Source organism: Mesorhizobium sp. BR115XR7A (assembly GCF_020165315.1).
Lineage (GTDB): Bacteria > Pseudomonadota > Alphaproteobacteria > Rhizobiales > Rhizobiaceae > Mesorhizobium > Mesorhizobium australicum.
In genome coordinates, this window is record NZ_JAIUHW010000015.1 from 1 (window position 1) to 23,165 (window position 23,165).

Consider the following 23,165-nt stretch of genomic DNA (forward strand, 5'->3'; position numbering starts at 1 on the left):
CTTGGCATCCATGGGATTCAATAAGGATTGCTCCGGCATCCTGGCCATCCTATCGCGCGTTGCGGCCGACGATACGATTGGCCGCTGACGTTACCGCTTCCAGTGAGGCAGCGACGATGTTGGTGTTGATGCCGGCGCCGAACAGCTTGCCGCCGGGATATTCCATCTCGACATAGGAGATAGCCGACGCATTCGAGCCGCGCTGCATCGAATGCTCGGAATAATCGAGCACCGACATCTCGACGCCGACATGGCGTGACAGCGCATCGACGAAGCCGTCGATCGGGCCGGTGCCGGTGCCTGATATCGTCACTTCCTTGCCGTTGTCGAGGATGACCGCCTCGACCACGCGCCGGCCCTTCACCTCGGTGGCCGGGTAAGTGTGATGATCGAGGAATTTCAGGCGGGCGCCAGGCTGGTCGACATAGGTTTCGAGGAAGCGGTCATGAATACGCTTGGCCGGCACTTCCTTGCCTTCGGCGTCGGTGATCGCCTGGATAGCCTGACTGAATTCGATCTGCAGGTTGCGCGGCAAATTGAGGCCGTAATCGGCCTGCAGCACATAGGCAATGCCGCCCTTGCCCGACTGCGAGTTGATGCGGATGATGGCCTCATAGCTGCGGCCGACATCGGCCGGATCGATTGGCAGGTATGGCACTTCCCAGCGCGGTGTGTTGGCCTTCTTCAAGGCCTTCATGCCCTTGTTGATGGCGTCCTGGTGCGAGCCGGAAAAAGCAGTGTAGACGAGTTCGCCGACATAGGGGTGGCGCTCGGGAATCTTCAGCTGGTTCGAATATTCGTAGACATCCTTCATCCGGTTGATGTCGGAGCAGTCGATGCCCGGATCGACGCCTTGCGTGTACATGTTGAGCGCCAAGGTGACGATGTCGACATTGCCGGTGCGCTCGCCATTGCCGAACAGCGTGCCCTCGACGCGGTCGGCGCCAGCCATCAAGCCGAGTTCGGTGGTGGCGATGCCGGTGCCACGATCATTGTGCGGATGCAGCGAGATGATCAGGTTTTCGCGGTTGTCGAGATTGCGGCACATCCACTCGATGCGGTCGGCATAGATGTTGGGCGTCGACATCTCGACCGTCGACGGCAGGTTGATGATCAGCTTGTTGTCGGGTGTTGGCCTGACGATCTCGGTGACGGCGTTGCAGATCTCCAGAGCGACCTCGAGTTCGGTGCCGGTGAAGCTCTCCGGCGAATATTCGAAGCGATAGCCGCCGCCGGCCTTGGCAGCCATGTCGGTGATCATCTTGGCCGCGTCGGTCGCGATACGCTTGATGCCGCCGACATCTTTCTCGAAGACGACGCGACGCTGCAACTCGCTGGTCGAGTTGTAGAAATGCACGATCGGGTTGGTGGCGCCCTTCAGCGCCTCGAAGGTGCGGCTGATCAGTTCAGGCCGGCACTGCACCAGCACCTGCAACGACACATCGGCCGGCACGTTGCCTTGCTCGATGCACCAGCGCGCGAAGTCGAAATCGGTCTGCGAAGCCGAGGGGAAGCCGATCTCGATTTCCTTGAAGCCCATGTCGAGCAGCAGGCCGAACATGCGCGCCTTGCGCTCGTGGCCCATCGGATCGATCAGCGCCTGGTTGCCGTCGCGCAGGTCGACCGAGCACCAGATCGGCGCCTTGTCGATCACCTTCGAGGGCCATGTCCGGTCGGTGAGGCCGACGGTCGGGTAGGGTTGATATTTGCGGGCTGCGTCCGGCATGCCCCGGCCAACTTGCTTGCCGGTCGCGGCCTCGCTGGCGCGGATGTCTTCTCGTGCGTTCATCGTTGTTTCTCCCGGCGGCTGGCGGGTCCACCTTTCAGGCGGATGTGGAGCCAAGCGGCGCCTTTACCAGAATTTCGTTCGCTTGATATGATTTGCCAAGGAGCATGCGCTTGCGCGGCGGTTCGACCGCCGGGCGCTCCTTCAGCGAACCCGGCGATCGCCGATAAGGCCGAGAAGAAGCAGGGTCGAGGCAAGCGCGCGCACGGTCTCGCCGGCAAAGCCGGTCTGACGGGAAGCGGTGGTGGGGCGCGTGTTCATGGCCGATCTCATACAGGAGCGGCCTGTTGGAGGCAAGCGGGCCGGCCCCCGTCGATTTTTATCTTAACGCGGATGCTCTTCCCCGCGCGCCGCAAATGCGCCAGACTTGGCTGCCGGCGGGGTGCCGTCGGCAGGGGGCGTTCATGAATTTCGTGTTCTTCTCGCCGCATTTTCCCGCCAATGGCGCCGATTTCTGCGACCGGCTGAAGAAGGCCGGCGCGACCGTGCTCGGCGTTGGCGATGCGCCCTATGATGCGCTCGACGGCAAGCTGAAGCAGGCGCTTTCGGAATACTACCGCGTCGCCGACATGGAGGATTACGAGCCGGTGTTCCGGGCGATAGGTCATTTCATCCACAAATGGGGCCGCATCGACCGGTTCGAATCGCTCAACGAGCACTGGCTGGAGCTGGAAGCCAACATCCGCACCGACTTCAACATCTACGGCACCAAGCTCGATTTCGTGAAGAATCTGAAGCGCAAGAGCCGCATGCGCGCCTTCTTCCGCAAGAGCGGTGTCGAGATGATCGCGCAGCGCAAATGCTCCGACCGGGCCGGCGCCATGACCTTCATCCGCCGCGTCGGCTACCCCGTGGTGGTGAAGCCGGATTCGGGCTCCGGCGCTTCGAACACGTTCAAGATCTCCAATGCGAAAGAGCTCGACCAGTTCTTCCGGGACAAGCCGGAGGACGTGACCTTCGTCATGGAGCAGTTCATCGAAGGGCTGGTTGTGACCTATGACGGATTGATCAACCGCGACGGCGAGGTGGTGCTGGCGGCCAGCCATCGCTACGACCAGAGCGTCATGGACGTGGTCAACAAGGACCGCCACATGAGCTACACCTGCTTTCCCCGGATCAGGCCTGCCGTCGAGGAGGCCGGCCGCAAGATCCTGAAAGCATTCGACGTGCGCGAGCGCTTTTTCCACATCGAACTGTTCGAGACCAGGGACGACCGCATCATCGCGCTGGAGGTCAACATGCGGCCGCCCGGCGCCTGGATGACCGACGCGATCAACTACACGTTCGACATCGATGTCTACGCGGCATGGGCGGACATGGTGGTCAAGGATGCCGTCGGCGGCCCCTATGAGGGCAAGTATTTCACCGCCTATGCCAGCCGCAAGCGCCACCTCGACTATTTGCACAGCCATGCGGACGTGCTAGCCGCCCACCGCGACAAGATCGTCCATCATCAGCCGATAGAAGAGGTTTTCAGCCGGGCCATGGGAAATTACGCCTACCAGATGCGCTCGAAGGATCAGGCTGATCTGCGCGAGGCGGTGGCCTATATCCACGCCGAAAAGGCTTGAGGCATGGACATTTCCTATCACAAGGTCTTCGCCCGCAATCTCGGCCGCGACATGGAGTACAAGCGCTACGGGCATGCCGGCCGGCCGGTCGTGGTGTTCCCGACCTCGCAGGGCCGGTTCTACCAGTTCGAGGATTCCGGCGGAGTGGGGGCGCTCGCCGAGTTCATCGATACCGGCCGCATCCAGCTGTTCACCGTCGACGGCATCGATACAGAATCCTTCTTCGCCAGGGATGTCGATGCCGTGCATCGCATCGACCGGCACGAGGCCTATTTCCGCTATCTGCGCGAGGAGGCGCTGCCGGAATTCCTGGAAACCGCCGCGCAAGCCAATGGCGGACGGCGGTTGAAGCCGCTGTTCTCGGGCTGTTCGATGGGCGGCTACCATTCCTCGAACTTCGTCTTCCGGTTTCCCGAGCTCGCCAGCGGCGTCATCTCGCTGTCGGGTGTCTATTCGGCCCGCGATTTCTTCGGCAAGGCGCTCGACGGCGACATCTTCTACAACTCGCCGCTCGATTATCTGCCAGGGATCGTCGACCCGAAACTGCTGGCGCGGCTGAAGGCGCTCAGGCTGATCTTCTGCTGCGGGCAGGGCGCATGGGAAGAGCGCATGCTGGTCGAGACGCGCCAGCTGGAACAGATCCTGCGCGACAAATCCATTCCGGCCTGGGTCGACTATTGGGGCGGCGACGTCAGCCATGACTGGCCGTGGTGGCACAAGCAGCTGGCTTATTTCTTCGGCCGCTGGCTGGATGACGATCTGATGCACAGGCTGGACTAAGGTGCATTGATATTCAGCTGGCCTGCGGATGGCTGACGCCTACCCTTCCTGGCAGGCCGGCAGAGGTGCGGTCTGGTGCTCCGCCGCCGATCCGCGGCGCAGGCCGAGAAAGACGACGAGGGCGGTGACGATGGTGACTGTCGCCAGCACGATCAGCAGCCTGTCGAACGCCGTTTCGTAGGCCTCGACCAGCACGGCGGCGCCAGCCGCCGGCAAATGGTGCGCGGTTCCACCGACATTGCCGGTCACCAGCAATTGCGCCGCGGCGGCCGCGTCGCTGGAAGGCGCAGCGCCCCGAGCGGCGAGTTGCGCGGCGGTAAAGCCTGACAGGGTCGCCATGACGATGGCCAGCGCCACACCTTCGCAAGCGACACGGGTGGTGTTGAAGATGCCGACCGCCATCCCGGCCCGCTCCGTCGGCACGACGCTGACGGCGAGCCCGTCCATCAACCCCCAAGGCAAGGCGATGCCGACGCCGATCAGGATCAGTGGCGCGACCAGCGCAACCTCAACCGGGGGCGTCAGGCTCAGCCAGACCAGGCCGGCCGCCGCGACGAGCAGGCCGACGCCGCAGATCGTGGCCGGAGCGATCCAGCGCGCCAGCTGGCCGGCGAGCAAGGGCAGGAACAACAACGGTCCGGAGAGGCAGATCATCAATTGCCCGGCCTTGATCTCGCTCATCCCCTCGATGCCGATGAAGCGGATCGGTAAAAGTACGAGCAGGACGACGAAGCCATAGGCGGGCGCCGCCGCAAGAAACTGGACGCCGACGAAGCGAGGAAAGCGAAACAGGGTGAGATCGAGCATCGGCCGGCGCACGCGCCGCTCGGCGACGACAAACAGCACAAAGCAAAGGACGGCGACGCCGAGAAGCGTTGCCACCAGCGGGTCGGTCCAGCCGCTCTGGGGTGCCTGGAGCACGCCATAGGTCAGCGAGGCCAGCGCGAAGGTGAACGTGGCGGCGCCCGCCCAGTCGAGGCCGGAAGCATCCGGATCACGCGATTCCCTGATGGTGCGCAGGCCGAGGGTTGCCGAGCCAGCCGCGAGCGCCATCACCAGAACAAAGATCGACCGCCAGCCGAAGGCGGCGATGAGCAGGCCGGAGGCGATCGGGCCGAAGGCCAGCCCGATGCCGAAACTGGTGCCGAGGAAGGAGAAGGCGCGCAGCCGCGATGGTCCCTCGAATTCCTGGGCAAGTGCGGAGGCGCCGCCGGCGAAGGCCAAGGCACTGCCGAGCCCTTGCGCGGCCCTGAAGATGTCGAACCAGGCGATGTCGGACGCCAGCATCGCGCCGAGCGAAGCGAATATGTAGAGGGCAAGACCGACGAGGAAGATCCGCTTGCGGCCATGATTATCGGCCAGCGCTCCGGCCGCCATCAGGCTGGCGGCGAAGGTCAGCATAAAGGCGTTGGTCACCCAGTTGAGCGTGATCGGGCTGCCGCCGAGATCGGCCGCGATGCGGGAGAGCGCGACGGCCGGGCCGGTGAAGGTCAGAGGCATCGTCATCGCGGCAAGGCATACCGACAAGAGCACGAGCCATCGCCCGGCCGGGCCGGTGGTGGTCTTCAAGGTCATGGGTTTTTCCTATCTGAGCGGTCTGCGCCGGCGCGCAACCGCGGCGCCGATCATGCGGACCAAGATAGGTCAGAGACAGATCAGGAATAATAGTATTAAATATCCTGATATAACGGACTGAAACGCTCGAATGGAGCAGCATGATGGATCGCCTCAGCGGCCTTCTGGCTTTCGCCCGCACCGCCGAGTTCGGCAGCTTCGTCGCCGCCGGCCGGGCGCTCGGCATCTCCGCTTCAGCGGTCGGCAAAAGCGTCGCGCGGCTCGAACAGGAACTCGGCGTGCGGCTGCTGCAGCGCTCCACGCGGCGGATCGGCCTGACGGAGGAGGGCAAGCTGTTCAACGAGCGCGTGCGGCGCATCCTCGACGACATCGACGATGCCGAGGCGATGCTGTCGCGGACAAGGGAGACGCCGCGTGGGCGGTTGCGCGTCTCGACCCCGATCGTCACCTACCATCTTTTGCTGCCGGTGCTGTCGGAGTTCATGGCCCGCTATCCCGAGATCGAGCTCGATATCGATTTCAACGACCGGATCGTCGACGTCATCGAGGAAGGCATCGACGTCGCCATCCGCAGCGGCGAGCTGCCCGATTCACGATTGGTGTCCAGACCCATTGCGCCCTTCCGCATGCTGCTGTGCGCGGCACCCTCCTACCTCGATCGCCATGGCACTCCCGGCGTGCCGGCGGATCTCATCAGGCATTTCGGCATAAACTTCCGCTATCTCAACAGCGGCAGGCTGCTGGACTGGCCGTTCATTACCGGGAGCGCCCAACCGCTGATCCGTTCGATGCTGACCTGCAACAACATGGAAGCTTTGAAAGGCGCCACGATCGCCGGACTCGGCATCGCCTGCATGCCCGATTTCCTGGTGCGGGACGCGTTGCGCGAGGACCGGCTGCGCACCGTGCTCGACGATCATGTCGACGGCCGTGGCCAGTTCCGGATGCTATGGCCCTCCAATCGCCATCTGTCGCCAAAGGTGCGCGTCTTCGTCGATTTCCTGCCCGAACGCCTGGCAGCCGCGCGATAGCGGTGCCCTGGTGGCAGCCCTCATCATTCCCTGATGCTTCTGGCTACCAGCCGGGCAATGCTGGGGCCGACAAGCAGCACGATCAGGAAGCGCGCCGACTGCAGGGCCATGACAAAGGAGATGTCGACGTTCTGCGCGGCGGCGGCGATGATGGCGACGCTGTCCATGCCGCCAGGGCTGGTCGCCAGATAGGCGGTCAGCGGGTCGACGCCGGCGAGCCGGCTGATGAGGAAGGCAAGGCCGCCGCAAAACGCGATCAGCGCGATGATCGAAGCGATGATCTGCGGCAAAGCGCGTGCCGCGTGGCGCAGGATCGGCCTGGTGAAGTTCAGGCCGATCGCCCAGCCGACCGTCGCGTAACTGACCGCCAGCAGCCATTGCGGCAATTGCATCGGCACCCCGAGGCCGAGATGGATGACTGTGCCGAAGATGAAGCTGCCGAGGAAGAAGGGCGAAGGCAGCCGGCAAAGCCTGCCCGCGAGGCCGCCGATGAGCGCCATGCCGATGGTGGCGGCGAAGGGTTGCGGATCGATCCCGGGGAACCAGATAACGGGCGGGACCTCGATGCCCGAGGTATCGACCCACATCTTGGCGACGAGGGCTGCCGTCATCGAGACGAAGATGACGCGCAGATACTGCATGAAGGCGACAAGGCGCTGATCGGCGCCGAAGGCGCCGGCCATCAGCACCATGGCGGTGGCGGCCCCCGGCGAAGAACCCCAGACGGCGGTGGTGCCCGGCAGGATGCGCCAGCGGCTGATCAGCCAGCCAAGCAGGCTTGAGGCCGCGACGGTGGCGATCACCACGCCGAGGAACAGCGGCCATTCCTTGTAGAAGACCGGGAAGATATCGGCCGAGATCGAAGCCGCGACGAGGCAGCCGACGACAGCCTGGGCGGCGCCGAACAGAAGCCGCGGCACACGCACCGCGGCACCGTTGGTGCCGGCGACGATGGCCGCCAGCATCGGTCCGATCAGCAGCGCCGCCGGCAAAGCGGCGAGTTCCAGCGCGCCGGCGAAGAGCGCGGAGATGACCAGCAGGATGAGCCACTGCCAAGGCTTGCTCAGCCGCGTCATGCGCTCGACAGGGGACTGCTCGGCCTCGGAATCCATGCTTTGGTCTTAGACCGGGCGGAAAGGAATGCGAACCCCGCAGTACCAAAACAAAACTATTCAGCGTGTCCGCCAGTTCACGAGAGATGTCCTTGTCAGATCTTTCGGACGGGGCCTGGATATCGGGCGACAAAATCGTCCGTCGTCAGCAAGGTAATGCCTTCCACCATTGCCTGGGCAATCAGGATTCGATCGAAGGGATCCTTGTGAATCGCCGGAAGTCCATCGACGGTGACAGCATGTTCACTCGTGATCGGCAGTTCGTGATAGTCGTTGTCTATCAGGCCTCGCCGCAGCAACCGAGGGTCGATCTGGAAATCATCTCGCCCCAGTCCTCGTTTAATTGCGACTTCCCAGAGGCTGGCAGGACTGAACAGCAATTCGTTCTCTGGGTTCTCGATTTCGGCGAGGGCCGCGATTGGCAGCCGACCTGGTTCGGCTGCCACCCACAGCAGCAAATGAGTGTCGAGCAACAGTTTCACGCGTTGTCGCCAAACAGCTGCTCGATCTCCTCGCTGCCCATGCGGTCGAAGTCACGGGGGACCGAAAATTGGCCGATCATAAAACCAACCCGTCGCGCTTGTGCCGAAGCCGACTGGTCGACAGGTATGACCTTGACCAGTGGTCTGCCGGCCTTGGCGATAATGAACGGCTCACCTTTGGCGGCTCGGTCAACGAGGCGCGAAAGGTTGGTCTTTGCGTTGTGAATGTTCACGGTTTGCACGACAGCATTACCTCAAGCGGACTTAGTTCATAGAACTTAGTTCATTTGATGGTTATTGCAAGGGCGGGTCCGCCCCTGTTTGTCGGTGTTGAGCCGGCCGGTTCAGCCCCCCTTCGCTTCGGCCAGTCCAAAGCCCCCGACGGGATGCGTTTCCACCTGGAATTCGAAGCCGCCGATGAAGGGGCGCGCCTTGGCGATCGCCGCCTGGACTTCGGGAAGCTGCAGCGAGGCCTTGTGGCTCGCCTGATCGGTCCACACCTCGGTCACCCAGATCGCGTCGGCATCGGCCGGATCGGTGGCGATGATATAGCTCAGGCAGCCGGGCAGGGCACCGGTGCTCTCACGCAGCACGGTCATGACAGCGTCGCGTTGGCCACGCGCCGCCCGCATCTTGCCGATCAGTCCATACATGTCCTCGTCTCCCCCTGGGTTGGCGCGAAAGGAGTGTGTCCAGTATGCCGGTCGCCGGTCAAGGCATCAACTGGCCGCCATTGACCTCGATCACCTGGCCGGTGACGTAGCCGCTCAACAGGTCCGATGAGAGGAACAGATAGGCGCCGACGCAATCTTGCGCCGTGCCGGCACGGCCCTGCGGGATGGTGGCGACCATGCCCTTCATCTGCTCGTCGGTCGAATAGCGTTCGTGGAAGGGGGTGAGGATGGTGCCCGGCGCCACGGCGTTGACGCGGATGCCGAAGCCGATCAGTTCCTTGGCCATGCCGCGCGTCACGTTGGAGACGAAGGCCTTGGCCGAGCCGTAAAGGCCGGCGCCGCCGCCCGCCCCGTTGCGCGCGGCGATCGACGAGGTGTTGACGATGAAGCCGCCCTGTTTTTTCAGCCACGGGATCGCCTTGCGCGAGGCGGTCAGCACCGAGCGTGCGTTGAGGTCCATCACCGCGTCGTAATGCGCCTCGGTCTGCTCGGCGTAGGGCACGCGGCCAAGCATGCCGCCGGCATTGTTGACCAGCCCGTCGAGCCGGCCGAAATGCCGCGCGCTGTCCTCGACGACGCGTTCGACATCGGCAGGGAGAGAAAAGTCGCCTTGGACGAGGAACACCTCACCGCCGCCATCGCGGATGGCCTGGCCGAGTTTCTCGGCGGCGTCGCGGCTGGAATTGTAGTGCAGCGCCACCTTGCATTCCTGCCCGGCATAAGCGAGCGCGAGCGCCGCGCCGATGCCGGTCGAGGCGCCGGTGACCAGCACCGCCTTGCCGACGAGATCGGGGATGACAAGACCAAGGGCTGTCTCTGGCACTGCTGTTCCTCCGGGGGATTTCCAAGTTTCTTGGCGGGTGTTGCCACCCTTGCATTCAAGTCAGTGCCGCTTCAAGGCCTGAGATAGACATAGCCCTGGCTTTGCAGTTCGGCGAGCTTGACGACGCCACCCCTGTCGGCGGCATGGAAGCCGTCGAGCAAATCGGCGAGCGTAATATCCATGCCGTGCATGGTATTGCCGCAGGCATGCGGGTCGAGCCCTTGCTGGACAAGACCGGTAAAGCGCCCCGAAACCGCCGCCGATATGCCCTTCGACTTGAAGCCGGCAAGCGCCGGACCATGCACGACCAGCGCGATATCGACGTTGCCGCCCGTGCCCTCATAGTGGTTCTTGATGTTGCCGAGCACGAAATTGACCTTGTCGAGGTCGCTGAGGTGATAGGCGACCTTCAGCCTGGCAGGCTCGGTGGTTGCCGCCTGCACCGCCCGCAGGCCGAGAAGCGTCCCGGCTCCGGCGAGAGCCGCGTGGAACATGTCACGTCGGCGCATGGCGTGCCTCCCTGGCTTGCCGGCCCAGCGCGATTTGCGTGGCCGCGGCCGCAATACTAGCATAAATTGACGTTACGTCCTGTCGATGCGGAGGGGGGCACATGGCGTTCAGGGAATGGAAGACGGTTGCCAGCGCCGGATTTGGCGCCGCACTGCTTGGCGGACTTGTGGGTTCTGCTTTTGCCGACAATATGCTCAAGCTCACCGAACTCAGCCCCAACGGGGCGGACGCCTGTTTCGGCCGGGTCTATGACGCGGCGCACCTCAATGTGCATCCGAAGCAGAAGGTGACGCGGATTTTCTTCTACTACGGCCATGATCCGGTCAGCCGTCCGAATGAGGAACCGAACGCGAATTCCGATACTTCCTACAATGGGTTCCTCACCACCACGGTGCGTGGCGCCAAGGCGCCGGAATGGGCCGGAGGCTGGTGCAATCACGAGTCCGAGGATGGCAAATCGGGCCCGATCCGTTGCGGCATGGACTGCGACCGTACGCTGGCGTCGCTGAAGGTCGACGGCAAGGGTCGGCTGATCCTGTCGGACCTGTCGTCCGATATCTACCTCGACGCCGGTTCGGAAGAAGAACTCGGCGCGGCTGAATACGACAGGCAGGCGCTTGGCAAGGAAGACGACAATTTCCGCCTCGATCCGATGCCGGCGGCGACCTGCAAGGCTGAATTCGCCCGCATCGATCCGATCGACCCGGCGCTCGGGCCGCCGCTGCGCGAGCGGCTGAAGCCAGACCAGGCCTTCTGCTACGGGCGCGACTATGACGCTGCGCATATGAGTTCGCATCCCGAGCAACTGACGCAGTCGATCCGGGTGTTTCGAGGACCGGTCGAACTGGCGTCCTTCGCCTCGGGAGGCGACGCCGCGAGCTGGCCCGACGGCGCCGACATCGTGGTCTCGGTCACGACGCGGCAGAAGGGAGCCAAGGTCACGCAGACTTATTCATGCCAGGGCGAGGCCGATCAATGGCGTTGTGCCGCGAGTTCGAAGACGAGCAATTTCTCCTGCGACATCGCGCAAAAGGAAATCTTCCTCAAGCGCGGCGCCAACGGCGCCATCACGCTTGCCAACCCCAACAGCAGCCTGGCGGTCGTCGACCTGTGCTCGAAGGCGGCCGACGGCAAGACGATGTCCGACGACAAGGTCTATCGGCTGGAGCCAATGCCACAATCCGCCTGCGCGCCGTAACCAGCGTTTCGTCATCCTTGGGTCGCCGCTACGGAGCTGCGCTCCTGCTTCGCCCAAGGATGACGAAGTCGAGAAACTCCGGTTAGCTCTTTGTTTTTACGCAATTCCGGACGGAAAGCCGCTCACGCTTTCTTGGAATTGCTCTTCCAAGGTCAGCGACAGTGACCCGCCTCAGGCGAACGGCACCGCGGTCGTGCCCTTGGGCAGCTTGGCTTCGTCGTCGGGCTCGACATGGATGGTCACCCGCACCGAGGGGAGTTCGGCCTTCAGCGCGTCTTCGATGCGATCGCAGATGACATGGCTGGCGCCGACCGACATGTCGGCGTCTACGACCAGATGGAACTCGATGAAGGTGGCGCGGCCGGCGATGCGGGTCTTGAGGTCGTGCACCTCCATGGCGCCCTTGCAATTGGCCGAGATGATGTCGCGGATGCGCATGTGCTCCGCCGTGTCGACGGCCCGGTCCATCAGGCCGTTCATCGACGAGCCGATGACATGCCAGCCCTGCCACAGGATGTTGAGCGCGACGATGACGGCCAATGCCGGGTCGAGGATCTGCCAGCCGGTCAGGATCGCTCCGACGAGGCCGCCGAAGACGCCGACCGACGTCACCACATCGGTCATGATGTGATTGCCGTCAGCGACCAGCGCCGGCGATTTCTCCGCCCGGCCCGTGCGGATCAGCATCCAGGCCCAGAAGGCGTTGATGACGGTGGCGACGCCGTTGACGGCAAGGCCTTTCCAAGGCTGTTCGAGCGGCGCCGGGGCCTGCCAGGAGCGCCAGACTTCGTTCAGAATCAAAAGCGCGGCGAGCACGATCAGCACGCCTTCCAGCACGGCGGAGAAATATTCGGCCTTGTGATGGCCGAAGGGGTGATCCTGGTCGGCCGGCTTGTGGCTGACCTGGATCGCCCAGAAAGCGGCAATCGACGCGATGACGTTGACGATCGATTCCAGCGCGTCCGAATAGAGCGCGACGGAGCCGGTCACGTACCAGGCGGCGGCTTTCAGCGCGAGCACGACAAAAGCGACCACGATCGACCAGAAGGCAAGGTTGGCGACCTTGCGCTTCGCGGCCGCCCTGGCTGCGATCGCCATCGTGTTCTCGGCTTCGGCCATTGGCGTCAGGCTGCCTTTTCCTTGGCCTTTCGCGGCAAATGCGCGACGATGTTCTCGATGATGCGCATGCCGGCATTGTGGCCGAGCGTCATGATCGATTCCGGGTGGAACTGGACCGCGGCGATCGGCTCCTTGCGGTGCTCGAAGGCCATGATGACGCCGTCTTCCGTCTCGGCCGTAACCATGAAATCGTCGGGCAGGCGTACCGGATCGGCGAAGATCGAGTGGTAGCGGCCGACGGTGACTTCCTTGGGCAGGCCGGAGAAGATGATGCCCGGCTTCGAGACGCGGATACGCGACGGCTTGCCGTGCATGGGAATGTGCAACTGCCTGAGTTCTCCGCCATAGGCTTCCGCCAGTGCCTGCAGGCCGAGGCACACGCCGAAGATGGGCAGGTCGCGCGCGCGCGCCTTTTTGATGGTCGCGGCGCAGTCGAAGTCCTTCGGCGTGCCGGGTCCGGGTGACAGCACGACGAGGTCGGGCTTCAGCCGGTCGAAGACTTCCTCCGGCACCGGCGAGCGCACGGTCGAGACATTGGCGCCGGTCTGGCGGAAGTAGTTGGCCAGCGTATGGACGAAGGAATCCTCGTGGTCGACCAAAAGGATGTTGACGCCGTCGCCGACGCGCGCCGTGGTGCGCTCGGTGCTGGTCGAATTGCCCGTCTTGGCGTCGCGGATCGCGGAGAGCATGGCGGATGCCTTCAGTTCGGTTTCAGCTTCTTCTTCCTCTGGAATGCTGTCGAAGAGCAATGTAGCGCCGGCACGAACCTCGGCGATGCCGTCCTTGATGCGGATGGTGCGCAAGGTAAGGCCGGTATTCATGTCGCCGTTGAAGTTGACCATGCCGATCGCGCCGCCATACCAGGCGCGCGGGCTTTTCTCGTTCTGCTCGATGAAGCGCATGGCCCACAGTTTCGGTGCGCCGGTGACGGTGACCGCCCAGGCGTGCGAGAGAAACGCGTCGAAAGCGTCCATGCCTTCACGCAAGCGGCCCTCGATGTGGTCGACGGTGTGGATCAGGCGCGAATACATCTCGATCTGGCGGCGGCCGATGACGCGTACAGAACCCGGCTCGCAGACCCTGGACTTGTCGTTGCGATCGACGTCCGAGCACATTGTGAGCTCGGATTCGTCCTTCTTCGAATTGAGCAGCTTCAGGATCTGCTCGCTATCGGAAATGGCGTCGTCGCCGCGTTTGATGGTGCCGGAGATCGGACAGGTCTCGACGCGGCGGCCGTTGACGCGCACGAACATCTCCGGCGACGCACCGATCAGGTATTCGTTCTCGCCCAGGTTGATGAAGAAGGAATAGGGCGACGGGTTGATGGACTTCAGCTTGCGCGAAATCTCGGAGGGCTGGGTCTCGCAGCGCTCGTAGAACATCTGACCGGGGACGACCTCGAACAGGTCGCCACGCTTGAACGAGTCCATCGCGCGGCGCACCAGATTGGCGTATTCGCCGGGCTCATGGTCGCCGCGTGGCGGGATACGGTCGGCGGTCCTGAACGGCTCGGCGATTTGGTCGCGTGGCAGGCCTTCGGTCGAAAAACCTTCGCCCGCATAGTCGTAACGGTCGGTCCAGGCCTTGGCCGAGTAGTGGTCGACGACCAGGATCTCGTCGGGCAGGAACAACACCAGGTCGCGCTGGCTTTGCTTGCGCACGAGCGTGTGGTCGACCGGGTCGAACTGGAAGGCAAGGTCGTAGCCGAAGGCGCCGTAGAGACCGAGATTGGCGTCTTCCGCCGTCTTGAACAGCGCGGTGATGGCGCGCAGCACAGTGAAGACCGAGGGAACGCGGCTGCGTTCCTCCTCGGTGAAGACACGGCCGGGTTTGGCGACATCGAGGCGGATCAGCTTTTTCGAGGTCTCGGCGATCGTGACCTCGGCGAGGCCGCCCAGTGTCCTGCCGATGACCGGCAACAGCGCCTCGCCACGGCCGTTCAGCGCCTCGATACGCATGGCGCGGCCGCGTGCCGAGATGACCAGCGGCGGATCGATGATGGCCGTATCCCAGCGCGTGTAGCGGCCGGGATATTCGTAGTTCGAGGAAAATACCGCGCCCCGGCGCGAGTTCAGCCCCTCGACATAAGTGTCGATCGCGCCTTCATAGGGGCGGTCGTGGCGCTCGCGGGTGATGGTGATGCCACCCGCCGTCGCGAAGCTTTCAGCGCCGTTTTCCAGAACCTTCAACGTCATTGCCGTCTCCATCAGCTACTTGGGCAACGGACCCGGGAATGGCTTTAAAAAACAAATGGCCGCCCGGACATTCCGTTGCGGCCACCCTCTATTTTCACGCGCACGCGTTCGAACAGGCCGCTGTCAGCAGGCCCACCACCAAATGGTCTTGATCGAACGCATGTTCATGGCGATTCCCTTAGCGGCGATTGGGCGGCCGCGCAACTGGATTCGACGCAGGCTCAATCCTCCAGCGTGCCCGACCTTGCATCGGCGCTCTTCCTGTCGCCAACCAGTTTCAACAGGTCTTCGCCGGAGCGGATGATGCGGCGCGAGCGGCGGGTCAGGATGATGCCGTCCTGCGGCGCGAACACTTCCGTGCGGCCATCGGCTTCGCCTGGCGCGTGAACGATGGTAGCGAGCCGCGCGCCCCTGGTGACGCGGTCGCCGGGCTTGACGTCGTAGAGGACCGCACCCCCACGGGGCGCCGGCATCATGTCGATATTTTCCAGAGGTGCCGCGACGCCCTTGAAGGGGCCGGGCGCGGGCAGGGCGGTGTCGGATATCACGCCGCGCGCCACCAGCAGCCGGTAGAGGCCTTCGGCGTCGGACTTGGCCAGCGCGCCGTCGACATCGAGAATGCCGCGATATTCGACAGTGGTGGCGACGCGCCTGTCGAACTTCGCCACATCGGCCGATGCGTTCTGGTAGGGCATGATCGAAGCGCCCTCGAAGGTGCCGTCGGTGTCCTCGCTCCACAGCACCACGGCATCGACGCCCATGGCGGCGGCGCAATCGGCCATCCCGGGCCACAGGCTGGTGTGGACGTAGAGATAGGCAAGACCCTCATCGTCGCAGTGCAGGTCGAGCACGATGTCATGGCCGAGCGAAAGCTGCACCAGGCGCGACTTCAGCCGCTGGTCGGCGCCGCCAAAGGTGGCGTCCGGCAAGAGCCTGGCGTCGGGCGCGGCCAGCAGCGGAAAGCCGCGGTTGAAGTTGGTGCGGGTGCCGAGATGAAAGCGACCCTGGTGCTCGCCGAAATGGTATTGCGCGCGGCCGATCGGGTTGGCCCAGGGCACGATGGTGATGTTGCCCCTGATGCGACCCTCGGCCTCGGCCTTGTTCAGCATCGGCATCAATGCATCGATGACGACGACGCCAGGCAATTCGCCGGCATGGAGCGCTGCCTGCAGGTAGGCCGAAGGTGCTGTCTTGTCGGCGCCGGCCAAGCGGAGCACCGGGAATTCGTAGGAAACGCCGTCGCTGTCGCCGGCGATGCGTTCGATCGATTTCTGCATGACGTTCTCCATGAAAGCGAGAAGACATGCCCATTGGAAGGTACCGATGTCGATTGGTCCAGCCCGCCGCGCTATGGGCGCAAGGGCCTATTCCGCGGCAGCGTGAAGCGTGACAGGCGCGCGCCTGTCCAGCGCCGCCGACAGCACCGCAACGGCGACCGCCAGCAGGGCTAGCACCGCGCCGACCAGTGGCAAACCGGCATAGGAAACGCCTGATGACAGCGCCACGCCGCCGATCCATGCGCCGCCGGCATTGCCGACATTGAAGGCGCCTTGATTGAGCGTGGCTGCAAGGTTCGGTCCTTCGGAAGCCGCCTCGACGACCCGGATCTGCAGAGGTGGCACGACGACGAAGATGAGCAGGCCCCAGAGGAAGACGATGCCGATGGCAACGCTGGCGATCGTGCCGAACTGCATGAAGCCGACGAACAGCAGGGCCATCAGCAGCAAGGTGGCGATCACTGTCGGCATCAGTTTCCAGTCGGCAAGCCTGCCGCCGATGATGTTGCCGATGGTCATGCCGGCGCCGAACAGCAAAAGCACCCAGGTGACCGCCGCGGTCGACAGGCCCGACACGCCGGTGAGGTATGGCTTTATGTATGTGAAAACGGCGAACAGGCTGGCCGAGGTCAGCGCCGCGATCAGCATCGCCAGCCACACTTGCAGCTTGCCGAGCACACGGACTTCGGCGCGCAGACCGCCGCCGCTCGGTTCCGTGACGTCGGACGGCACCAGCCAGGCGATGGCCGCGACCGAGATCAGGCCAATGCCGACCACGGCCAGAAAGGTGGCCCGCCAGCCGAAGGCTTCGCCGAGTGCGGTGCCGGCGGGAACCCCGAGGATGTTGGCGAGCGTCAGGCCCGCGAACATCAGCGCGATGGCGCTGGCGCGCTTGTTGCGCGGCACAAGGCTTGCCGCGACGACCGAGCCGATGCCGAAGAAGGCGCCATGGCCGAAAGCGGTGAAGACGCGCGCCGCCATCAGCAGCCAGTAATTGGGCGCGATGGCGCAGAAGACGTTGCCGACGACGAACAGGGCTGCAAGTCCCACCAGCACGGGCTTGCGCGGCAAATGCGCGGTGGCCATGGCCACGACAGGCGCGCCGAAGACGACTCCCAGCGCATAGCCGGTGACCAGCAGGCCGGCGGCGGGGATCGTCACGCCGAGATCGGCGGCGACCTCGGGCAGCAGGCCCATGATGACGAATTCGGTGGTGCCGATGCAGAAGGACGCAATGGCAAGCGCAAGGATCGGCAAAGGCATGGGAGGTCCAGACTGAATCGGTTCAATTTCAGATTGCGCGAGGACCCCTGCCGGGCGCAACAGACATTGCCGCAATGCAGCAATGCAGAAAGCGTGGAGCGGACGTCTCCTCTTCTAACGGCCCGACGCAGACCGATCCTTCAAGGGCTGAAACGATGTCGCTTCGTGCCCGACACGATATCTTGAAGCCGGCGCGGCCCCAGCAATAAATGCGTGATGACGACCGTGAAATCACGGTCCTTTTCGGCAAGGCATAGGCGACGACTGAAGGGGCAGCGGCTGACAGTCTCACGCCAGCGGCTTCAGCTCCTGGGCGATGGTGGGCAGCAGCTCCGAGACGGTGGGATGGATGTGCACGGCGCGGGCCAGTGTGTCGACCGGCGCCTTGGCGTACATCAGGTCGAGCACGCAATGCACCGCCTCGTCACCGCCGGGACCGAGCACCGAGCAGCCGAGGATCTCCCTGGTGTCGGCATCGACGAGGATCTTCATGAAACCCTGCGTCTCGCCCTTCTCGATGGCGCGGCCGACACGGGTCATCGGTCGCTGGCCGACCAGGGCGCGACGTCCGGATTTCCTCACCGCCGTCTCGGTCATGCCGCAGCGGCCGAGCGGCGGATCGATGTAGAGCGCGTACGCCTCGATGCGGTCGCTGATCCTGCGCGGATCCTTGTCGAGCAGATTGGCGGCGACGATCTCATAGTCGTTGTAGGAGGTGTGGGTGAAGGCGCCCTTGCCGTTGCAGTCGCCCATCGCCCAGATGCCTGGCACGCTGGTGCGCAGCTGGTCGTCGACGACAACCGCGCCGCGTCCGTCGACCTCGACGCCCGCCTTGTCGAGGCCGAGATCGTCGGTATTGAGCGTTCGGCCCAGCGCCAGCAGCACATGCGAGCCGACCGCGGGCGGCTGGCCTGTGGAGAAACTCACGGCAATGTCCCCGCCCTGCTTGGCGAAGCCGATGTCGTCGGCGCCGACATGGACCGCGATCCCTTCGTTCTCGAGGATCGACAGGATGGCGGCCGAGACGTCCTCGTCCTCGCGGCCGGTGAGGCGCGGGCTCTTTTCGATGACGGTGACTTCCGAACCGAAGCGGCGGAACATCTGCGCGAATTCGAGCGAGATGTAGCTGCCGCCGACGACGATCAGGTGGCGCGGCAAAACGTCGAGATCCATCATCGACGAGTTGGTCAGATAGTCGATGTCGTGGATGCCGGGCAGGTCCGGCACCGAGGCGCGGCCGCCGGTGTTGAGAAAGATCTTGTCGGCGGTCAACAGGTCGTCGCCGACGCGCACCGTGTTGGCGGATTCGAAGCGTGCATGGCCGCGATAGAGCGTGCAACGCTCCATCCCGGCGATCCAGGTCTCCAGATTGCCACGCGCGTCGTTGGTTACCTTGTCCTTGCGCGTCTTGATCCTGCTATAATCGACCCCGACGGAGCCGGGGAACGTCACGCCATAGTCGGCAGCGCGCCGCGCCAGATGGGCGGCATAGGCGCTGGCGACCATGGTCTTGGTCGGCATGCAGCCGGTGTTGACACAGGTGCCGCCGACCAGCTTGCGCTCGATCAGCGCCACGCTCATACCGGCTGCCGTCAGGCGGCCCGCCAGGGGCGACCCCGCCTGGCCAGCGCCGATGATGATGGCGTCGAAGGTCCTTGCGTTCAAGGTCTGGGCCGTCATGCCACCGCCGCCACGATCAGCAGGCCGCCGATGATCGCCACCGCATCCTCGATGAAGGCCGCGGGCGGATCCTTGCCGAAAACGGCCGCCAGCCGGCCGCGCGCTTCGGCACCACCCAGCGTGCCGATGACCGCGCCGATCGCTCCGGCGATCAGGCACACGATGGTGGCGCCGCTGGTCGCGCCGATCACCGCGCCGCTGAACGCGCCGAGCAGGATGCGGGCGCCAAACTGCTGCGGCACTTTGCGGCTTGGCGTCGACGGCAGCTGGTCGGTGACCAGCTCGACGATGGCCAGGATGGTGAAGATGCCGACAGCCGCCCAATGGCCCATGAAGCTCGCCCAGGTGCCGGCAACCGGCAGCCAGCCGAGATAGGCGCCCCAGGCAACGGCGGCAGGTGCCGTCATGGCGCGCAGGCCGGCAATGACGCCGATCAGGAGTGCAAGAATGTAGAGCATGGTCGATCCCCCTCGATCCCGGGCCGGTACAGCCTTGAAACGGCAAGCTACCATAGGCCGGATATTTGGCTAGGCCGCAGACTCACAAGCGCACAGCCACGGCGGACCGAGGCGAGTCAGTTGGCTGATGGAGCGTTGATCGCAAATTGCGCGGCGTAAGCCCTGATATAGGCGGGCCGAGCTTCCCCGCGCGCCACATAGGCGGCCAGGTTTTGGTATTCATCCAGAATGCCTGACATTCTCAGTCGCAGCAGCACTGACACCATCAGTAGATCGCCGGCGCTGAACGCATCATCGAGCCAGTCCGCGACGCCCAAATGAGCCGAGAGACAGTCCAGCCGGGCGCGAACACGGTCCTTTACCAGCGGCAAGCGCGCCTCGCTCCAGGGCTTGTCGGCTTCGAAAATTCTTGCCGTGGTCAGTTCGAGGATCGGCGGCTCTATGGTGTTCAGTGCGGCGAACATCCACGTGATCGCTCGCGCGCGGGCGTTGCGCTCCTTCGGCAGCAGGCCCGCATGCTGCTCGGCAAGATGAAAGACGATCGAGCCGGTCTCGAACAGCGAGAGAGAACCGTCCTCATAGGTAGGGATCTGGCCGAAAGGATGGATGGCCAGATGGTCAGGCGCCTTCATGCCCGCGAAAGAAACAAAACGAACCGCGTAAGGCTGCCCCACTTCTTCCAGCGCCCAGCGAACACGCGTATCGCGGGCCAGTCCCTTGCCGCCATCGGGTGATCGTTCAAACGCCGTGATCGTGATTGTCATCGCATTTGTTCCTTGCCTGGGCGAATTTCTTCGGCTTCCTACCGAGGACGAATGAGCTTCCCGGAAATCGACATCGGTCCTGAACTATTTCATTGCTGGAGCAGATCGCGAATGGCGGCCAATCAGCAAGGCCGCGCATCCTGGTTTACGGATTTCACGTCAGTCCTCGCCTTGGCGCTGTTCGCAGTGATGTAAAAAAACGGAGGCACTGCCATGGTTCAGAGCGAACGCGCGAAAATGGCTGGTGGTGAATGGTATACGTGCCTGGATGACGATCTTGGCGCGTTGCGCGGCTTGGCCGCGGATGCGGTGTTCGAGCACAATACGCTGCCGCCTCGCCGACGCGGGAATCTCGGGCCGGCCCTGCGGACACTGCTGGGCGGCGTGGGCGAGGGTGCCCGCATCGAGGCGCCGTTCCATTGCGCCTACGGCTTCAACATTTTTCTCGGCGCCGGCACCTTCCTCAATGCCGGCTGCACCATTCTTGACACCGCGCCGGTGCGTATCGGCGAGGGGACGCTGCTTGGCCCCAATGTGCAGATCTATTGCGCCGAGCACCATAAGGAGGCGGCAAGGCGCCAGGCGGGGCTGGAGATCGCCAAGCCGGTCACGATCGGTGACAATGCCTGGATCGGCGGCAGCGCGGTCATCCTTGGCGGCGTCAGCATCGGCGAGGGCGCCATCGTCGGCGCCGGGGCGGTGGTGACGCGCGACGTGGCGGCGCACACGACCGTGGTCGGCAACCCGGCGCGGGTGGTCAGGCGGGGCTAACACTACGCGGCGGGAACCTGATCGTCGCTTCAAAACCGTCCCGTCGGCCGGATGCCGGTGAGGTCAGGACAAGCGTCGCATCGATCTGCTGCAGGATTTTGGTGACGATCGCCAGTCCCAGGCCTGATCCTTCGGCACGCGTCCCACCGCGTTCGAACCGTTTGACCAGACCGCCGGGAGCTGACGCCACCGGACCTTGGTTGATCACGCTGAGCCGAGCATCGTCAGTGATGCGAACGACAACCTCGCCGCCCTCGGCGCCATGCCGCAAGGCGTTCTCGATGAGGTTGCGCAGGATAATGGCCAATGCATCCGTATCGATCGCGGCCAACGCCTTGCCTTGGTCGGACGCTTCAAGACGAAGCCGACCCCTGTTCTGGCCGTGCTGCTCGAAGTCGGCGACCACCAATGCGGCGACCGCGGCGAGATCGGCTGGCTTGCCGGCGATCGCTACTCCGGCGTCGGCGCGCGCCAGCTGCATCAGCTTTTCGGACAGGCCGGCGAGGTCGGACAGAGCCGCCTTGATCTGGCGCGGGCGTTTTCTTGCCGCCTCGTCGGATGTTTCCGCGATCAGGCGCTCCGTTTGTGCCAACGCCCCAGCGATTGGTGTGCGCAATTCATGCGCGGCGTTCGCCGTGAACTCCTTTTCAGCATCGAGCGCCATATGCAGGCGCCGCATCAGGCTGTTGACCGACTTGGCGATGGCGGCAAGTTCGGAGGGCAGGTCCTCGGTGCGGATCGGAGCAAGGTTGTCGCCGTGGCGGGCGCTGATTTCGCCGCGCAGTGTCGCGATCGGCCTCAGGAAACGCGTCAGGGTCAGCCACGCGACAAGTGCGCTCAACGGGATGAGAATGACCATCGGTATGAGGAAGCCGGTGGCGGCTTCGAGCGTTTCCTCATTGCGCCGTGAATCGAGCTCGGCGACCTGGATGAGTATTGTGCCGCTGACCGCGGGCTCGGTGTAGATGCGCCATCCGGCTGCCTCCGAGAAGCCCTGCGCGAGCTCAGCCGTGAGCGGCTCCGCGGGAGCGTCATGGGAATGCATGAGAACGCGGCCGCCGGCGTCCCGCACCTGGAAGATGAGGCGGCCGCCTTCGTCGTCCGAAACAGCCTCCCCCAGCCTGCGCGGCGATTGCGATGCCTCACGCCCGAACATATCGTCGATGACCAGCGGCAGCAGTCTGCGGGCTGCCTCCTGCATCGAATTGTCCATGGCTTCATTGATTTCGCGGTGCAGCGTGATGCTTCCGGTGCCAGCGGCGACTAGGCCAACAGCGACCGTGACGAGGATCAGCGACGACACGAGGCGACCGGCAAGGCTGCTGAAGACCTTCATGGGAGTGCAAGGCGGTAGCCCAACCCCCTCACGGTTGTAAGGACCTGGCGCCCGATCTTCTTGCGCAAGCGGCTGACATAGACTTCGACAGTGTTGCTTTCGATCTCCGCGCCGAAGGCATAGAGCGCCTCCTCGATCTGGTTCTTGCCGACTGTCATGCCGGGCCGGCGCAGGAACTGCTCCAGCACCGCCCATTCGCGCGATGTCAGCATGGCCTCCGTGCCGTCGATGGTAACGCGGCGCGCGGCCTGGTCGATTTCGACGGCTCCGAGCCGGATCAAAGGGTTGGGGTTTCCGGCATAGCGGCGCGCGACCGCGGCAAGGCGTGCGGACAACTCGCTGAGATCGAAGGGCTTGACCAGATAGTCGTCCGCCCCGGAATTCAGCCCCGCTATGCGGTCTGAGAGCTGGTCGCGCGCGGTCAGGATGATGACCGGCGTATCGGTGCCTTCACGACGCAGCGTTTTAAGGAATTCGAGACCCTTGCCGTCGGGCAGATGCAGGTCAAGCAGGAGGAGCACATAGGAAACTACACGGAGGTGATCGCAGGCACCGCCAAGCGTCGTGCTCCAGTCCACGGCGTGGCCGTCGGCGGCGATATGATCGCGCACCGCTTCGCCCAGCACCGGATCATCTTCGATCAACAGAACGCGCACTTCGCCTCCGTGTCGCTGCAACACGCGCCTTCATGCGGCACGAGGCTGACAGGAAGCTGAATGAAAGCCAACTGAGGCTTTTGCACGATGCGATGCGTGTTCAG

The 23,165-nt window shown here is 64.0% G+C and carries 22 protein-coding genes; 5 read left to right on the top strand and 17 right to left on the bottom strand.

Annotated features, from left to right (window positions below; genetic code table 11):
• Positions 1 to 49: 49 nt before the first annotated feature.
• Complete coding sequence (leuA, locus tag LB557_RS26430) at positions 50 to 1,789, bottom strand: 2-isopropylmalate synthase (protein ID WP_224592912.1); 1,740 nt, start codon at positions 1,787 to 1,789, stop codon at positions 50 to 52.
• A gap of 401 nt (positions 1,790 to 2,190) precedes the next feature.
• Here leuA and LB557_RS26435 point away from each other — a divergent pair, with 401 nt between their 5' ends.
• Both LB557_RS26435 and LB557_RS26440 read left to right on the top strand, forming a co-directional pair.
• Complete coding sequence (locus LB557_RS26435) at positions 2,191 to 3,357, top strand: ATP-grasp domain-containing protein (protein WP_224643132.1); 1,167 nt, start codon at positions 2,191 to 2,193, stop codon at positions 3,355 to 3,357.
• Positions 3,358 to 3,360: 3 nt separating this feature from the next.
• Positions 3,361 to 4,137, top strand: coding sequence for an esterase family protein (locus LB557_RS26440; RefSeq protein ID WP_140721604.1), 777 nt, complete (start codon positions 3,361 to 3,363; stop codon positions 4,135 to 4,137).
• A 39-nt stretch (positions 4,138 to 4,176) separates the two neighbouring features.
• Here LB557_RS26440 and LB557_RS26445 read toward each other — a convergent pair whose 3' ends face one another.
• A complete protein-coding gene (locus tag LB557_RS26445; protein WP_140721607.1) occupies positions 4,177 to 5,712 on the bottom strand; it encodes an MFS transporter in 1,536 nt (511 codons plus the stop codon).
• Between the two features lie 143 nt (positions 5,713 to 5,855).
• Between LB557_RS26445 and LB557_RS26450 the strand changes: the two genes are divergently transcribed.
• On the top strand, positions 5,856 to 6,743 hold the full coding sequence (locus LB557_RS26450; protein WP_140665177.1) for a LysR family transcriptional regulator: 888 nt from the start codon (positions 5,856 to 5,858) through the stop codon (positions 6,741 to 6,743).
• A 23-nt stretch (positions 6,744 to 6,766) separates the two neighbouring features.
• Here LB557_RS26450 and LB557_RS26455 read toward each other — a convergent pair whose 3' ends face one another.
• The 6 genes from LB557_RS26455 to LB557_RS26480 all read right to left on the bottom strand — a co-directional run bounded on the left by LB557_RS26455 (position 6,767) and on the right by LB557_RS26480 (position 10,343).
• Positions 6,767 to 7,855 carry an AbrB family transcriptional regulator gene (locus LB557_RS26455; RefSeq protein WP_224643131.1) on the bottom strand — a complete coding sequence of 363 codons (1,089 nt, stop codon included), beginning with the start codon at positions 7,853 to 7,855 and terminating at the stop codon, positions 6,767 to 6,769.
• A gap of 95 nt (positions 7,856 to 7,950) precedes the next feature.
• Complete coding sequence (locus LB557_RS26460; protein WP_140721613.1) at positions 7,951 to 8,337, bottom strand: type II toxin-antitoxin system VapC family toxin; 387 nt, start codon at positions 8,335 to 8,337, stop codon at positions 7,951 to 7,953.
• Positions 8,334 to 8,579, bottom strand: a complete 246-nt coding sequence (locus tag LB557_RS26465; protein ID WP_140721616.1) for a type II toxin-antitoxin system Phd/YefM family antitoxin — start codon at positions 8,577 to 8,579, stop codon at positions 8,334 to 8,336. The genes LB557_RS26460 and LB557_RS26465 overlap by 4 nt, the downstream gene beginning before the upstream one ends.
• A gap of 102 nt (positions 8,580 to 8,681) precedes the next feature.
• Positions 8,682 to 8,990, bottom strand: coding sequence for a putative quinol monooxygenase (locus tag LB557_RS26470; protein WP_140721619.1), 309 nt, complete (start codon positions 8,988 to 8,990; stop codon positions 8,682 to 8,684).
• A 58-nt stretch (positions 8,991 to 9,048) separates the two neighbouring features.
• Positions 9,049 to 9,834 (bottom strand): SDR family NAD(P)-dependent oxidoreductase, encoded by a 786-nt coding sequence (locus LB557_RS26475; protein ID WP_140665172.1) that lies wholly within the window; start codon positions 9,832 to 9,834, stop codon positions 9,049 to 9,051.
• 71 nt (positions 9,835 to 9,905) lie between these two features.
• Positions 9,906 to 10,343 (bottom strand): DsrE family protein, encoded by a 438-nt coding sequence (locus LB557_RS26480; RefSeq protein WP_140617654.1) that lies wholly within the window; start codon positions 10,341 to 10,343, stop codon positions 9,906 to 9,908.
• Positions 10,344 to 10,444: 101 nt separating this feature from the next.
• Here LB557_RS26480 and LB557_RS26485 point away from each other — a divergent pair, with 101 nt between their 5' ends.
• A complete protein-coding gene (locus LB557_RS26485) occupies positions 10,445 to 11,542 on the top strand; it encodes a hypothetical protein (RefSeq protein ID WP_224643130.1) in 1,098 nt (365 codons plus the stop codon).
• A gap of 171 nt (positions 11,543 to 11,713) precedes the next feature.
• Here LB557_RS26485 and LB557_RS26490 read toward each other — a convergent pair whose 3' ends face one another.
• From LB557_RS26490 to LB557_RS26520, 7 genes are all read right to left on the bottom strand, one after another.
• On the bottom strand, positions 11,714 to 12,661 hold the full coding sequence (locus LB557_RS26490) for a cation diffusion facilitator family transporter (RefSeq protein ID WP_140617656.1): 948 nt from the start codon (positions 12,659 to 12,661) through the stop codon (positions 11,714 to 11,716).
• A gap of 5 nt (positions 12,662 to 12,666) precedes the next feature.
• Positions 12,667 to 14,856 (bottom strand): anthranilate synthase, encoded by a 2,190-nt coding sequence (locus LB557_RS26495; protein ID WP_015316024.1) that lies wholly within the window; start codon positions 14,854 to 14,856, stop codon positions 12,667 to 12,669.
• A 221-nt stretch (positions 14,857 to 15,077) separates the two neighbouring features.
• A complete protein-coding gene (locus LB557_RS26500) occupies positions 15,078 to 16,133 on the bottom strand; it encodes a succinylglutamate desuccinylase/aspartoacylase family protein (protein ID WP_224585687.1) in 1,056 nt (351 codons plus the stop codon).
• Between the two features lie 87 nt (positions 16,134 to 16,220).
• On the bottom strand, positions 16,221 to 17,396 hold the full coding sequence (locus tag LB557_RS26505) for an MFS transporter (RefSeq protein WP_224592893.1): 1,176 nt from the start codon (positions 17,394 to 17,396) through the stop codon (positions 16,221 to 16,223).
• 288 nt (positions 17,397 to 17,684) lie between these two features.
• The gene (locus LB557_RS26510) at positions 17,685 to 19,061 is read right to left on the bottom strand and encodes an FAD-containing oxidoreductase (RefSeq protein ID WP_224643133.1); all 1,377 of its coding nucleotides are present in this window, start codon (positions 19,059 to 19,061) and stop codon (positions 17,685 to 17,687) included.
• A gap of 11 nt (positions 19,062 to 19,072) precedes the next feature.
• Positions 19,073 to 19,534: a DUF4126 domain-containing protein gene (locus LB557_RS26515; RefSeq protein WP_224643129.1), complete on the bottom strand. Its 462-nt coding sequence runs from the start codon at positions 19,532 to 19,534 to the stop codon at positions 19,073 to 19,075.
• A gap of 116 nt (positions 19,535 to 19,650) precedes the next feature.
• Positions 19,651 to 20,298 carry a glutathione S-transferase family protein gene (locus tag LB557_RS26520; RefSeq protein ID WP_224643128.1) on the bottom strand — a complete coding sequence of 216 codons (648 nt, stop codon included), beginning with the start codon at positions 20,296 to 20,298 and terminating at the stop codon, positions 19,651 to 19,653.
• Between the two features lie 213 nt (positions 20,299 to 20,511).
• Between LB557_RS26520 and LB557_RS26525 the strand changes: the two genes are divergently transcribed.
• Positions 20,512 to 21,069, top strand: coding sequence for a sugar O-acetyltransferase (locus LB557_RS26525; RefSeq protein WP_140875362.1), 558 nt, complete (start codon positions 20,512 to 20,514; stop codon positions 21,067 to 21,069).
• Here the strand turns inward: LB557_RS26525 and LB557_RS26530 are convergent.
• Together LB557_RS26530 and LB557_RS26535 are read right to left on the bottom strand one after the other, a co-directional pair.
• The gene (locus LB557_RS26530) at positions 21,056 to 22,405 is read right to left on the bottom strand and encodes an ATP-binding protein (RefSeq protein ID WP_140665152.1); all 1,350 of its coding nucleotides are present in this window, start codon (positions 22,403 to 22,405) and stop codon (positions 21,056 to 21,058) included. The genes LB557_RS26525 and LB557_RS26530 overlap by 14 nt on opposite strands.
• Positions 22,402 to 23,061 (bottom strand): response regulator, encoded by a 660-nt coding sequence (locus LB557_RS26535; RefSeq protein ID WP_140665149.1) that lies wholly within the window; start codon positions 23,059 to 23,061, stop codon positions 22,402 to 22,404. Before LB557_RS26535 ends, LB557_RS26530 begins: the two co-directional genes overlap by 4 nt.
• Positions 23,062 to 23,165: the final 104 nt, after the last annotated feature.

Excerpts from the sequence above, each read along its gene's own strand:
- LB557_RS26530 (WP_140665152.1), bottom strand. The coding sequence starts at position 22,405 with ATGAAGGTCTTCAGCAGCCTTGCCGGTCGCCTCGTGTCGTCGCTGATC.
- LB557_RS26515 (WP_224643129.1), bottom strand. The coding sequence starts at position 19,534 with ATGCTCTACATTCTTGCACTCCTGATCGGCGTCATTGCCGGCCTGCGC.
- LB557_RS26495 (WP_015316024.1), bottom strand. The coding sequence starts at position 14,856 with ATGACGTTGAAGGTTCTGGAAAACGGCGCTGAAAGCTTCGCGACGGCG.
- LB557_RS26470 (WP_140721619.1), bottom strand. The coding sequence starts at position 8,990 with ATGTATGGACTGATCGGCAAGATGCGGGCGGCGCGTGGCCAACGCGAC.
- LB557_RS26455 (WP_224643131.1), bottom strand. The coding sequence starts at position 7,855 with ATGGATTCCGAGGCCGAGCAGTCCCCTGTCGAGCGCATGACGCGGCTG.
- LB557_RS26480 (WP_140617654.1), bottom strand. The coding sequence starts at position 10,343 with ATGCGCCGACGTGACATGTTCCACGCGGCTCTCGCCGGAGCCGGGACG.
- LB557_RS26435 (WP_224643132.1), top strand. The coding sequence starts at position 2,191 with ATGAATTTCGTGTTCTTCTCGCCGCATTTTCCCGCCAATGGCGCCGAT.
- LB557_RS26505 (WP_224592893.1), bottom strand. The coding sequence starts at position 17,396 with ATGCCTTTGCCGATCCTTGCGCTTGCCATTGCGTCCTTCTGCATCGGC.
- LB557_RS26490 (WP_140617656.1), bottom strand. The coding sequence starts at position 12,661 with ATGGCCGAAGCCGAGAACACGATGGCGATCGCAGCCAGGGCGGCCGCG.
- LB557_RS26520 (WP_224643128.1), bottom strand. The coding sequence starts at position 20,298 with ATGACAATCACGATCACGGCGTTTGAACGATCACCCGATGGCGGCAAG.
- LB557_RS26500 (WP_224585687.1), bottom strand. The coding sequence starts at position 16,133 with ATGCAGAAATCGATCGAACGCATCGCCGGCGACAGCGACGGCGTTTCC.
- leuA (WP_224592912.1), bottom strand. The coding sequence starts at position 1,789 with ATGAACGCACGAGAAGACATCCGCGCCAGCGAGGCCGCGACCGGCAAG.
- LB557_RS26440 (WP_140721604.1), top strand. The coding sequence starts at position 3,361 with ATGGACATTTCCTATCACAAGGTCTTCGCCCGCAATCTCGGCCGCGAC.
- LB557_RS26485 (WP_224643130.1), top strand. The coding sequence starts at position 10,445 with ATGGCGTTCAGGGAATGGAAGACGGTTGCCAGCGCCGGATTTGGCGCC.
- LB557_RS26450 (WP_140665177.1), top strand. The coding sequence starts at position 5,856 with ATGGATCGCCTCAGCGGCCTTCTGGCTTTCGCCCGCACCGCCGAGTTC.
- LB557_RS26525 (WP_140875362.1), top strand. The coding sequence starts at position 20,512 with ATGGTTCAGAGCGAACGCGCGAAAATGGCTGGTGGTGAATGGTATACG.
- LB557_RS26445 (WP_140721607.1), bottom strand. The coding sequence starts at position 5,712 with ATGACCTTGAAGACCACCACCGGCCCGGCCGGGCGATGGCTCGTGCTC.